Below are 12,616 nucleotides of genomic sequence, written 5' to 3'. Positions count from 1 at the left end.
CAAATAACGCGTGTCGGGCCGGCACGCTAGAGTCGTTTTCCGATGACTCCGCCTCGTGGGCCGGAACATCGTCCGGGCAAGGGGTTCGACCGCCTGGAGAAACGGTAGGGAGAAGCGGTAGAAGGGGGCCATGGATCAAGACCGCAGAACCCCGGGTCGAGGACCGGCGCCCGCCGTCCTCCCCTTCGATCGCTTCCGGGACCACCTCTTCCACGATCCCAGCCTCGGTCTCTGGCTGGACGTGAGCCGGATCCGCTTCGGGAGCGACTTTTTTACCACGATGGAACCGCGGATTCAGGCGGCGCTCGCCGAGATGGCGGCGCTCGAGGGCGGGAGCATCGCGAATCCTGACGAGGGCCGCCGGGTCGGCCACTACTGGCTGCGCGCGCCGGAGCTCGCGCCCGAGGCGGCGCTCCGCGCGGCGATCGAGGAGACGAACGCGCGCATCCTGAGCTTCGCCGCGGACGTTCACGCGGCGCGGGTCCGGCCGGAGCGGGCGGCCCGCTTCAGCAGGGTGCTCGTCGTCGGGATCGGCGGCTCGGCGCTCGGGCCTCAGTTCGTCGCCTCGGCGCTGGGGACGCCGGCCGACCGGATGCAGATCCATTTCTTCGACAACACGGATCCCGACGGGATCGATCGCACGCTGGACGCCATCGGGGACGATCTCGGCGCGACGCTCGCGGTGATCATCTCGAAGTCGGGCGGGACGAAGGAGACGCGCAACGGAATGCTCGAGCTCGCGGCGGCGTACCGTCGGCTCGGCCTCTCGCTCGGCGCGCACGCGGTCGCGGTGACGGGGGAGGGCAGCGAGCTCGACCGGTACGCGACGAAGCACGGCTTCCTTGCCCGCTTCCCGATGTGGGACTGGGTCGGCGGTCGCACGAGCGAGCTCTCTGCGGTCGGCCTGCTGCCGGCGGCGCTCCAGGGGCTGTCGATCGTCGAGATGCTGCAGGGTGCGCGCGAGACGGACGAGGTCACGCGCTCGAAGGAGGTGCCCCGGAACCCGGCGGCGCTGCTCGCGCTCGCCTGGTACTCGGCGACGGGCGGCGTGGGCCGGAAGGACATGGTGCTGCTGCCCTACAAGGACCGGCTCGAGCTCTTCTCGCGCTACCTCCAGCAGCTCGTGATGGAGTCGCTCGGCAAGCGGCTCGATCGGCAGGGCAAGGAGGTCTTCCAGGGCATCGCCGTGTACGGCAACAAGGGCTCGACGGATCAGCACGCGTACGTGCAGCAGCTCCGTGACGGGCTCGACAACTTCTTCGTCACGTTCATCGAGGTGCTGCGGGATCGCGCGCCGTCGCGCGGCGTGCTCGAGGTCGACCCCGGCGTCACGACGGGCGACTACCTCGACGGCTTCCTCCAGGGGACGCGCAAGGCGCTGACCGAGAGCGGGCGCGAGTCGATCACGATCACGATCGACACGGTCGACGCGCGCGCCGTCGGCATGCTGATCGCGCTCTACGAGCGCGCGGTGGGCCTGTACGCGTCGCTCGTCGGCATCAACGCGTACCACCAGCCCGGCGTCGAGGCCGGCAAGAAGGCGGCGCAGGAGGTGCTCGACCTGCAGGCCAAGGTGCTCGCGGCGCTCGGCGCGAGCGCGGGCCGCGCGCTGTCGCTCGCGGAGGTCGCGAAGGCGGCGGGCACGGACGACGTCGAGACGGTCTTCTGGATCCTGCGCCACCTCGCGGCGAACCCGGAGCGCGGCGTCGCGCGGGAGGTGCCGCAGGGCGGCTCGCCGTTCGACGCGACGTACCGTCTGGCGCGCTGAGGGGCCTCGCGGAGCAGGCCCCCGGGCATGTCGGACATGGGCGGGTGCCTCGCGGAGCGGTCAGGTCGTGTTGGATTGAAACGCACCATCTGGATTCGATTGCGACCGCCTCGCGTCTGGCTCGGCAGCTGACTGGCATCATGGCCAGCGCCGTCGCGACTGCCTCGCTCGTCACATGGCGCCTCCGGTGAGGTCCCGCGCTTGCGCCCGATAGGCGAGCGAGGCTATGTTGAGCGGCTCAGAGCCCTTCGCCGCCGTCGAGGTGCGTGGGCCCCGTGACCACGCGTCGTGCAATCGCCCTGGCCCCTCTCCGTCGTCGCCCTGTCGCCATCCGCCTGCGGCGCCGTCCTGTGGCGCATGCGGGGCGCAGAGCGGCTCACCGTCGTCGTCAAGGCCACCTTTGCCCTCGTGCACGACAGGAGCGCAGAGCTCGCCGCAGCGGCCGATCTGGTCCGCACCGACCAGCTTCGGGAGGGGTGGGGCAGCCTCGAAGAGGCCAGTGAGACAGCACCCTACCTGCCGGGCGCCGGGGTCATTGTGCGCGGGCACGCCTGCGCGCCCGCGGGAACGACCGCCACCGCTCTCCCGGTGCGGCTCGCGCTCTTCCGCGATGGCCGCTGGATCCTCAACAAGACCCTTCATGTCTTCGGCGACCGCACGCGAGAGGCGCCGAGCCCCCGCCCGTTCAGCAGGATGCCGCTCGTGTACGAGCGCGCGTTCGGCGGCCCACGTCTCGATGTGAACCCGGTGGGCGTGGGCTCCGACGCTGCGCTGCCGAGCATCGTCGATCCGGGCGATCCGATGCGGCCGGCGGGCTTCGGCCCGATCGCGAGGCACTGGGCCCCGCGGCGGCATCTCCTTGCGCGGGATCAGGCGGCCGACCCTCCGGCGCTGGATCTCGACGGCAGCTTCGACTTCCGGTACTTCCACGCCGCGCCTGCAGATCAGCAGATCGACCTCCTCCGCGGCGACGAGTGGATCTTCCTCGAGGGCCTGCACCCGCATTGGCCGTGGCTCCGGTCCAGCCTGCCTTCGGCCCGCGGGCTCGCGCGGCTCTATCGGGCCGGGCCGGAAGGGGAGGACCACGGGCAGCCGGTCGAGCTCGTCGCCGACACGCTGACCATCGACGCCGACCGGCTGCTCTGCTCCGTGCTCTGGCGAGGGAACGTCGCCCTGCTGGCGGGCGACACGCCGGCCCGCATGCGCGTGGTCGCGGGCGTCGAGATGCCGGGGCAGCCCCTGGCGTGGCCTTCTGCAGCGGCCGCGCCTTCGCCGCCCCATCGCCGGCATGGAGCGCTCGGCCCCGTCGCGGGCGAGCGGCCGATCGCCAGGACGCTGGTGGTCGACGACAACACGGTCGATGCCCGCGACGGCGGCCTCGTCGTGGACAGGAAGATGAAGTCGCCGTTCGCGCTTGCCGCGCCCGGCAGCGGGCGTGCTTCCCCGGTGACAGCGATCCCGGGGGCGCCCTGGAGCGCCCGTCCGCACCTGGCGCCGCTGCCTCCGCTGCCCGCCGCCATGGCGAGCGGCCCGACAAACCTCGATGCACCGCCGTTCGGTGCTGCGCCCCTCGACCTCACGGTGACGGCGATCACCGAGAACACTGCCGGGCCTGTCGCACCACCGCACGCCCCGGCCGCGCCCGCTGTGGCTTCGCTCGGCGCGCCCATCGCGCCCGCTGTGGCTTCGCTCGGCGCGCCCGCCGCGCCCGCTGTAGCTTCGCTCGGCACGCCCGCCGCGCCCGCTGTGGTGTCGCCCGCTGCGGCCGCGCCCGCCGTCATGTCGCCCGAGCCGGAGATCCGGGGCCTCCGCGCAACGTTGCTCGCCCGCCTCAGGAGCGGCCAGCCGCTCCACGACCTGGAGCTCGCGGGCGCCGAGCTCGACGGCATCGACTTCAGCGGCGCCTCGCTCGAGCGCCTGAACCTCGCCGGCTCGACGCTCACCCGATGCAACTTCGCGTCGGCGCGCCTCTCCGGGGCGAACCTGAGCGGTACGGATCTGACGGACGCGAGCCTCCACGCGGCCGATCTGACGCGCGCCGATCTCTCCCGCGCCACGCTGGACCGCGCGCAGCTCTCCTCCGCGCTCCTCAAGAACGCCGACCTCGCCTTCGCGAAGGGGGCGCGCGCGCGCTTCGAGGACGCGTCGCTCGAGGGCGCCGACCTGCGACAAGCGCGCCTCGTCGAGGCCGTCTTCGATCGGGCGTGCCTCGTGGACATCAACGGGACGAAGGCCGACATCTCGCGAGCGAGCCTCGCGGGCGCCAACCTCGCGGGCGCAGTCCTGCGCGCGGCGAAGCTGAAGGAGGCGAGCCTGCCGTGCGCCAACGTCGAGGGCGCCGATCTGCGCGACGCGGACCTCGCGGGCGCCAACGTCTATGGGGTCAAGCTCGCGAGCGCGAAATCGAGCGGCGCCATCCTGCGCGCGCTCGTCGAGATCCCACCGGCGGACGCCGGCATCGACGGTTCTTCGGCAGGTTGACCGCCTGACGGATTCTGCCTAGTTCTATCAGTGAGCTCCTCGGGACGACTGGCGGACGACTCACCTGGTGGCATCGGGCGCGTGCCCTCGAACAACGCACGGAAGGCCATGGACGACCTCATCAAGATCTCATCGGGCGTGCTCCCCAGCTCCACGCGCGTCGTCGGCTTTCGAGGCGTCGAGGCCATCTCGCGCCCGTATCAGATCGAGATCTTCCTCCTGCTCCAGGGCGAGGACGCCGAGTCCCTGGACCTGCCCGATGCCGTCGGCGCCAAGGCGTCGCTCGTGCTCGACTGGCCCAGAGACAACGTCCCGCCCTTCGTCTTCGCCGGCGTCCTCGCGACCGTGGGCCTGCTCCACGAGCTGGACGGGCGCTCGCTCCTCCGGGCGGTGCTGGTCCCGAAGCTCTGGCTGCTCGGCCTCTCCAAGCGCAGCCGCATCTTCACCAGGCTGTCGCTGCCCGACGTCATGAAGGCCGTCCTCGAGGAGAACGGCATCGGACCCGACGAGTACGAGATGCGCCTCGGCAGCTACGAGGTCGAGGAGCACATCTGCCAATACCGGGAGAGCGATCTCGACTTCCTGGCGCGGTGGATGGAGCGCGAAGGCATCATCTACTTCTTCGAGCACACGCCCGACGGCGACAAGGTCGTCTTCTGCGACACGAAGTCGTACGAGGAGGACCCGATCGGCGAGCCTGTCCGGTACCACCCGCAACTGGGGTACGACGTGAGCGCGGGGATGTCGCTCCGCACGTTCACCAGCCAGCACACGACCTTGCCGGCGGTGATCAAGCTCAAGGATTACGACTATGCGCGGCCCAACCTGAGCGTCGCCGGGTCGGCGCGCGTATCGCCGAACGGCGCGGGCGAGGTGAGCCTGTACGGCGAGCGCTTCTTCACGCCGTCCGCGGGCGAGCGGCTCGCGAAGATCCGGGCCGAGGAGCTGCTCGCGCGGCAGGTGCTTTATCAGGGGACGGGCACGCGGCTGCACCTCCGGCCCGGCTACACGTTCGAGCTCGAAGAGCACCCGCGCGCGGCGTTCAACGCGAAGCACCTCACCATCGAGGCGCACCATCACGGCAACCAGCTGGCCGGGGCCACCGGGTACCGCGAGCTGCTCGATCTGCCGCACGAGGAGGCCTATTTCGTCGAGATCACCGCCATCCCCGCGAAGACGCAGCTCCGCGCGGAGTCCCGCACGCCCTGGCCCCGCATCTACGGATACGAGAACGGCACCGTCGACGGCCCGGCCGAGAGCGAATACGCCCAGATCGACGATCTCGGCCGCTACAACGTGAAGTTCAAGTTCGACGAGAGCAACCTGAAGAGCGGGAAGGCCTCGACGTTCGTGCGCATGATGCAGCCGCACGGCGGCGGTATCGAGGGCTTTCATTTCCCGCTCCGCAGGGGCACGGAGGTGGTGCTCAGCTTCCTCGGCGGCGACCCCGACCGGCCGGTGATCGCGGGTGTGGTGCCGAACGCGCTCACGCCGAGCCCGGTCACGAGCGGCAACCACACGAAGAACGTCCTCCAGACCGGCGGGCGGAACCGGCTCGAGCTCGAGGACAAGACAGGGCAGCAGCGCGTCACCCTCTCGACGCCTTACTCGAACACGTACCTTCGCATGGGCGCGCCGAACGACGAGCACGAGCTCATCGTGAAGACGGACGACAACACGCTGCTCGACGCGGGCAAGAACTTCGACCAGACCGTGGGCCTGAACGGCGGAGGCTCGTGGGTCGCCACCATCAAGGACAACTGGATCACCCACGTGCAGTCCGGGATCCACGAGCTCTTCGTCGACGCCAACACCTCGTACACCGAGGTCAAGGGCGACACGTCGCTCCACGTCCTGAGCGGCAACCTCTTCACCGACGTCGACGCGGGCGTGATGACCACCACGGTGAAGGGAGACACCACCACGACGGTGAAGACCGGCAATTACACGGTCAACGTCGAGGCCGGGGACACCCTCGTCGACACGAAGGCCGGGACCACGACCGTCAAGAGCAAGGGCAAGATGACGCTCGAGACGCAGGACCAGTGCGAGGTCAGCGTCAAGAGCAACATGATCCAGAAGGTCGACGGCAACCTGATGGGGCAGATCAAGGGGGCTGAAGAGCTCAAGACCTACGGTCCGTTCAAGAAGCTCTTCGTCTCGAACAACGTCAACGTGACGGCCGGTATCAAGTCCGACACGTTCCTCGGCCTCTCGAACACCAACGCCGTCGGCGCCAGCGTCTCCACCTTCATCGGCGCGAAGGCGACGCTGGAGCTCTCGGCCGCGCTCACCGCGACCTACGCGGCCAAGCTCGACATCACGGGCGGCGTGGCGCTGGCGTTCAAATGGGGCGCCTCGCTCGCGATCAACAGCGCCGTCGAGGTCACGGTGAAGCCTGTCTCCATCCAGTCGGGCGCGGCGAAGATCTCTCAGCTGCCGACGCGGCTCGCGATGACAGCGCTGCGTTATCACCTCTCCGGCGTCCATGTGCTCAGCTGAGAGAGCGAGCAAGGTCATCTCGTCCAGGAGCTCGGCCTCGACCGCCGGCATCCGCGGCCAGGCCGCGGCTCGGCGCCCGTGAGCCCGAAGGGGAGATCGCGCAGCGACATGGGTACGATCATCGTCCTCTCTGCCATCCTCGTGCCGCTCCTCGTCCTCGCGGCCATCCTCTTCTTCGTCTTCCGCAGGGAAGAAGCCGGCATCCGCGCAGGGCAAGAGCGGATGACCCAGTTCGCCGCGAGAGCGGCTCGCGCGAGCCTCGCTCAGGCCACGGTGGTGTCGAGCCGGACCCTCGGCACCTTCGAAGACGGCGCCATGGCCTTCGTCGAGCTCCGGCTGGAGGTGCAGCCGCCCGGCGGGGCCGTGTACCTCGCGAGGACGGAGTGGGAGCTGAACATCAGCTCGCTGTCGATGGCGGAGCCGGGAAAGCGCGTCGCCGTCAAGATCGATGGTGACGACCCCGAGCTCGTTTATCCTGACGTGAGCTGGGCCAATCTGTCTCGCTCGTACATCGCGCGCGGCGCGAGGGACAATAGCGCCAATAGCGCCACCCGCGCCAACTGAGCGCTCGTCCGGCTTGAGCGACCCCCCATCCCCTATGCGCGTCATCAAACCCCAACGTGTCTCCGTCCTGCAGCGCGTGTTCGAGCTGCAGCAGCAGCGCTTCCTCGCGCTCGGCCTCACGGCGTACCTCCCGCTCGACGCTCCGGAGCTCCCGCTCCCGGAGATCGCGATGTGGCAGGAGATCCCGAAGCAGCTCGGCAAGGACGTCGCGCTCGACGAGGGGCTGCCGAAGCCGCGGGGCGAGGTCCTCGCCTTCGGCAAGGCCTTCGCGGCGGGCGGCACCCCGCGCCCGGCGTTCCGGGCCCGCGTCCAGGTCGGCCCGATCGACAAGGCCGTGTACGTCGTCGGCAAGCGCCGCTGGGAGCGCGGCGTGCCGAGCGAGCCCGAGCCCCTGACCGAGCTCGCCCTCGGCTGGGACAGGGCCTTCGGCGGGCCAGGCTTCGCCCCGAACCCGATCGGGACGGGGTTTGCCCCGGCCGAGGAGGACGGGAAGAGCTACCACCCGCTCCCGCAGCTCGAGCACCCGAAGCACCTCATCACCTCGCCAGGCGATCGGCCGCCTCCCATGGCGTTCGGGCCCCTCGACCCCACCTGGCCCGAGCGCCACGCGAAGCTCGGGACGTACGACGCGGCGTGGCTCGAGAACGACTTCCCGGGCTTCGCCCGCGATCTCGACCCGGAGTACTTCATGGTGGCGCCGCCCGATCAACGCCTGCCCGGCTTCTTCCAGGGCGGGGAGCCGATCGCGCTCGAGCAGCTCCACCCCGAGCAGGCCACGCTGACGGGCCGCGTGACCGAGCTCGTCGCGCGTTGCTTCGTGACCCGGACCTCGCGCGAGGACGCGCTCGAGGAGATCGGGACGAGGCTCGAGACGCTCGTGCTCCTGCCCAACATCCGCCGCATGATCGCGATCTTCCGGGGCGTCGCGCGCGTCGAGGAGGACGACGCCCGCGACGTGAAGTGCCTGCTGGCCGCGCTCGAGCGCCGCGGCGCCCCCCGGCCGAAGGAGCACTACGACGCCGTCCTGGCGCAGCGCCTCGACAAGAAGAAGGGGCACCTCGTCGCCCTGCGCGATCGCGATCTGCTCCCGGACCCCGACCCCGACGCCCCCGCGCTGCCGGACGAGAAGATCAGCGACATGGACGAGCTCCTGCGCCGCGAGGGCGTGCTGGAGCGGCGGTCGCGCGAGCGCGCACAGCGGGAGCTCGACAGCGCCCGCATGTCCGTGCGGGTGCTCGGGCTCGATCCGGACGAGAAGGGCATCCCGCGCGAGCTGCCGCCGCCGGAGGCGCCGCCGAAGCTCGACGAGCTGCCCGAGTACATGGAGCGGGTCGAGGCGGAGGCCGCCCGCCTCGAGGCCGAGGCCAAGGTCAAGCAGGCCGAGGCCCTCGAGCAGGCGCGCCAGAACCTCGCCGAGCACGGCATCGACATCGACGAGGTGATCGAGAAATCGAAGCGCGAGGCAGGCGGGCCGCCCAGGTTTCGCGCGGACGAGCACCTCGCCCGCATGCGAGAGACCGCCCAGATCGGCCGCGACCTCGGCGCCCCGATGGATGAGCTCGAGGCCCAGCTCGAGGATCCGGGGTTCCTCGCGAGGCTGCGCAAGCTCGAGGAGGCGCAGATCCTCGCCTACAGGCAGGCCGCGCACCACATGGCGCCCGCGGCGATCCTGGACGACGCCGCCCAGCGCGACCTCCGCGGGCGCGTGGAGGCGGCGGTCGCGTCGGGGAGCCCGATGACCGGCTGGGACCTCACCGGCGCCGACCTCCGCGGGCTCGACCTGTCCGGGGCCGTCCTGCGGGAGGTGCTCCTCGAGCGCGCGGACCTGCGCGACTGCGCGCTCGCCGGCGCGGATCTGTCGGGCGCCGTGCTGGTGCGGGCCCGCCTCGAGGGCGCCCGCCTCGAGGGCGTCCGCCTCGAGGGCGCGAACCTCGGCGAGGTCGAGGCGCGCGGGGCCGACCTCGGCGGCGCGCGCCTCGCCAAGGCGATCCTGCAGCGCGGCGAGCTCGAGGGCGCGCGCTTCGCCGGCGCCGACCTCCGCGGCGCCGACCTGTTCGAGGCGCGCCTCGCGCGCTGCGACCTCGCGGGCGCGCTCGCGGACGAGGTCCTCTTCTACGAGTGCGACCTCGAGGGGGCGCGGCTGGATCGCGCAAGTCTTCGGAAAGCCACATTTTTCCGGTGCCGCATGGCCGGCGCGAGCCTCGCGGAGGCCGTGATCGAGGGCGCGGCGCTCGTCGAGACGGCCGCCGAGGGCGCTTGCTTCCGAGCCGCCCGCGCGAACAACCTGCGCCTCGTGCTCGCGTGCCAGCTCGGCGGGGCCGATTTCTCGGGCGCGGAGCTCGCCCTCGCGACGATGCGCGGCGCCTCGCTGAAGGGCGCCGGGCTCGCGCGCGTGCGGGCCGACGGCTGCGACCTCAGCGAGTCGGACTTGCAGGAGGCCCGCCTCGCGGGCGCGAGCCTGCAAGGGGCGCGGCTGATGCGCGCGGATCTCGGCGACGCCGAGCTGTCGGACGCGAACCTGATGGAGGCGATGCTGCAAGGCGCGAAGGTCCACGGCGCGTCGTTCCTCCGGGCGAACCTGTTCCGGGCGAACCTGATGGGCACCGAGGGCGACGCGCGCACGAGCTTCAAGGACGCCCACGTCGTCCGGACCTTGTTCCCGAGGCGAAAGCGATGACCAAGGACGATCTCCTCGCCCGCGTCGCGAGCGCGGATCCGGTGGCCGACGAGGATCTCTCGGGCATGGACCTCCGCGGCGCGGATCTCTCCGGAGCCGTCTTCGAGCGCGTGTCGTTCCGGGGCGCCGACCTCACGGGCGCGCAGCTCCACGAGGCCATCTTCTCGGATTGCCGGTTCGAGGGGGCGCAGCTCGCGGGGGCGCGCCTCCGCCACGGCACGTGGGACCGGTGCACGTTCCTCGCGGCCGACCTGCGTGAGGCCGATCTGGTCGCCGCCAGCCTCGTCGAGTGCGATCTGTCGCGGTCCTCGCTCGACGGCGCCGACCTGACCATCGCGAGCCTGATCAAGCCGCGTCTGGAGGAGGCGAGCCTGAAGGGGGCGAACCTCGACCGCGCCGCGCTCGTCGACGCCGACGCCCCGCGGGTGAGCTTCGAGGGCGCGAACCTCGTGCAGACCGTGCTCCTCAAGGCGGACCTGTCGACGGCGCGCCTGCGCGGCGCGCGCCTAGAGAAGGCGATGCTGATCGGGGGCAAGCTCGCTGGCCAGGATCTCTCGGGGATGGATCTCACGCTCGCGCAGCTCATGGAGGTCGATCTCAGCGGCTGCGACCTCCGGGGCGCGCGGATGGCGCAGGCGAATTTCAAGGGTGCTTCGCTCGCGGGCGCGCGCCTCGACGAGGCGAGCCTCGAGCGGGCCCTCTTCGCGGAGGCCTGCCTGTCGGACGCGACGCTCAGGAAGGCGAAGCTCGACCAGGCGCTCTTCGTGAAGGCGCGGCTCGAGGGCGCGAGCCTCGCGGGCGCGAGCGCGCACCAGGCCATCTTCAAGCACGCGAGCTGCGCCCGCGCGACGTTCGCCGGCGCCGACCTGACGTACGCCGATTTCTCGTACGCGGACCTCGCGGGCGCCGACTTCTCGCACTGCACGCTGTTCCGCGCGCGGTTCCACCGGACGCGCGAGCAGGACACACGATTCACGAACCGATCCGCGGCGCTCGGCGACGACGAGGAGCTCAGCAACGCGGAGCGGCGTACGGAGGGCCGATGAGCTCGGCACGGAGGTACCGATGAGAGACAATCTGGCGAGGAAGCTGGCGTGGCCTGCGCAGGAGGTCGCGATCGTGGTGGGCGTCTCGGGTCGCAGCCTGCGTGTCAGGTCGAGCTCGGGCGAGGTGGAGGCGCGGCGGGCCGCCAGCTGTCTGCTCGATCCCGCCCTCGGCGATGAGGTGCTCGTTGCGCACCACGAGCGCGGCTCGCACGTGCTCGCGGTGCTCGAGCGCGACGACGCGGCGCCGGCGCGGCTCTCGGCCGAGGGCGATCTCGAGATCGCCGCCGCGTCGGGCAGGGTCTCGGTGAGCGGGCGCGATGGGGTCGAGCTCATCACGCCCGCCGAGGCCACGATCGCCGCGGGATCCGCGCGCCTCTCGGCGGCGCGCGCCGACGCGGTGGTCGGGGTCCTGAGCCTCCTCGGCGACAGCCTCACGGCGAAGGTCGACCGCATCAAGACCGTGGCGCAGTCGGTGGAGACGGTGGCCGAGCGCCTCGTCCAGCGGCTCGACCGGGCCTATCGCTTCATCGCGCGCTCCGAGACGGTGCGCGCCGAGTACCTGGAGCTCGAGGCGCGGGCCGCGTTCCACGTCAAGGCGGAGACGACGCTCGTGAACAGCGGCGGCCTGACCAAGATCGACGGTTCCCAGATCCACCTTGGCTGAGGGGGCGAGATGTTCGCGAACACGCAGATGATGGGCATGTCTCTCGGCGCACCCGACGTGTGCCTCACGCCGATGCCGGCCCCGACCCCGGTCCCGTACCCGAACATCGCGATGCAGCCGATGGGCATCCCGGCCGCGTACAACGTGCTGTTCATGTGCACGCCGGCGCACAACCTCGCGACCACCGTGCCGCTCACGAACGGCGACAATCCCGGCGTCGCCCTCGGGGTCGCCTCGGGCATGGTGATGGGCCCGTCTCGGCATGTCACGGCGTCGTTCACCGTGCTCGCCGGCGGCATCCCGGCCACGCGACTGACCAGCATGACGATCACGAACTCGACGAACTGCCCGGCCGTCTCGATCGTCCCGAGCCAGGTCAAAGTGCTCCTCCTCGCGCCGTGAGGGACCATAGCAGGCACCGCCTGGCGCTCATCACGAGCCGCTATGCGGCGCGGCAGCAAGAGAAGCTCGCGAGCGATCGCCGGGCCTTCGACGACGCCTTCCGGGCGGTGAGCGGCGAGGTGATAAAGCCCGTCCTCGAGGAGGTCGCCTCCGAGCTCCGCTCCGCCGGGCATGTTCCGCGCATTGCGCTCGATGAGGAGCCCGAGGCGCCGAGCATCGCGCTCGAGCTCGGGATCCGGGGAGCGAGCGCCCCGCCGGGGGCGGACCGCATCGCCTTCGCGGTCATCCAGCGGCGCGAGGCGCCGGAGGTCCTCGCCTATCTCATCGTGAGGCCGCCGCCGATGGATCTCCTGCGTTTCGCGAGCCCCGCCGAGATCACCGCATACCAGGTGGAGCAGCTCGTGATCGACGCGATCGAGCACATCTTCGCGTGCCGCTCCGTGTGATGCGGTGAGCACCGCACCACCCGCGGAGGGGTCGACAGGCATGTCGCGAGAGGATCGGGAGCCTCG

At 71.1% G+C, this 12,616-nt stretch carries 9 protein-coding genes; all 9 read left to right on the top strand.

All coding sequences use genetic code 11. The features are described from left to right. Positions 1 to 130 precede the first annotated feature (130 nt). The 9 genes from WMF19_RS32200 (at position 131) to WMF19_RS32160 (ending at position 12,550) form a co-directional block, all read left to right on the top strand. Positions 131 to 1,768 (top strand): glucose-6-phosphate isomerase, encoded by a 1,638-nt coding sequence (locus WMF19_RS32200; RefSeq protein WP_437893878.1) that lies wholly within the window; start codon positions 131 to 133, stop codon positions 1,766 to 1,768. Between the two features lie 288 nt (positions 1,769 to 2,056). Beyond that, positions 2,057 to 4,249, top strand: coding sequence for a DUF2169 family type VI secretion system accessory protein (locus WMF19_RS32195; protein ID WP_437893877.1), 2,193 nt, complete (start codon positions 2,057 to 2,059; stop codon positions 4,247 to 4,249). 108 nt (positions 4,250 to 4,357) lie between these two features. Then, the gene (locus WMF19_RS32190; RefSeq protein ID WP_437893876.1) at positions 4,358 to 6,751 is read left to right on the top strand and encodes a type VI secretion system Vgr family protein; all 2,394 of its coding nucleotides are present in this window, start codon (positions 4,358 to 4,360) and stop codon (positions 6,749 to 6,751) included. Between the two features lie 108 nt (positions 6,752 to 6,859). Beyond that, positions 6,860 to 7,315 (top strand): hypothetical protein, encoded by a 456-nt coding sequence (locus WMF19_RS32185; RefSeq protein WP_437893875.1) that lies wholly within the window; start codon positions 6,860 to 6,862, stop codon positions 7,313 to 7,315. A 34-nt stretch (positions 7,316 to 7,349) separates the two neighbouring features. Then, positions 7,350 to 9,992 carry a DUF2169 family type VI secretion system accessory protein gene (locus tag WMF19_RS32180; protein ID WP_437893874.1) on the top strand — a complete coding sequence of 881 codons (2,643 nt, stop codon included), beginning with the start codon at positions 7,350 to 7,352 and terminating at the stop codon, positions 9,990 to 9,992. Beyond that, positions 9,989 to 11,038 (top strand): pentapeptide repeat-containing protein, encoded by a 1,050-nt coding sequence (locus tag WMF19_RS32175; protein ID WP_437893873.1) that lies wholly within the window; start codon positions 9,989 to 9,991, stop codon positions 11,036 to 11,038. The genes WMF19_RS32180 and WMF19_RS32175 overlap by 4 nt, the downstream gene beginning before the upstream one ends. Before the next feature lie 19 nt (positions 11,039 to 11,057). After that, positions 11,058 to 11,702: a DUF3540 domain-containing protein gene (locus tag WMF19_RS32170; RefSeq protein WP_437323697.1), complete on the top strand. Its 645-nt coding sequence runs from the start codon at positions 11,058 to 11,060 to the stop codon at positions 11,700 to 11,702. 9 nt (positions 11,703 to 11,711) lie between these two features. After that, on the top strand, positions 11,712 to 12,104 hold the full coding sequence (locus WMF19_RS32165; RefSeq protein WP_012238290.1) for a DUF4150 domain-containing protein: 393 nt from the start codon (positions 11,712 to 11,714) through the stop codon (positions 12,102 to 12,104). After that, positions 12,101 to 12,550 carry a hypothetical protein gene (locus WMF19_RS32160; protein ID WP_437893872.1) on the top strand — a complete coding sequence of 150 codons (450 nt, stop codon included), beginning with the start codon at positions 12,101 to 12,103 and terminating at the stop codon, positions 12,548 to 12,550. The genes WMF19_RS32165 and WMF19_RS32160 overlap by 4 nt, the downstream gene beginning before the upstream one ends. The last annotated feature ends 66 nt before the right edge of the window (positions 12,551 to 12,616 follow it).

Origin of the sequence: Sorangium sp. So ce124 (genome assembly GCF_051525235.1) — a bacterium.
In the GTDB taxonomy this organism is placed as follows: domain Bacteria; phylum Myxococcota_A; class Polyangia; order Polyangiales; family Polyangiaceae; genus Sorangium; species Sorangium atrum.
The sequence above is the reverse complement of the archived record's forward strand: the minus strand, read 5'-3'. Positions and strand labels throughout refer to the sequence as shown.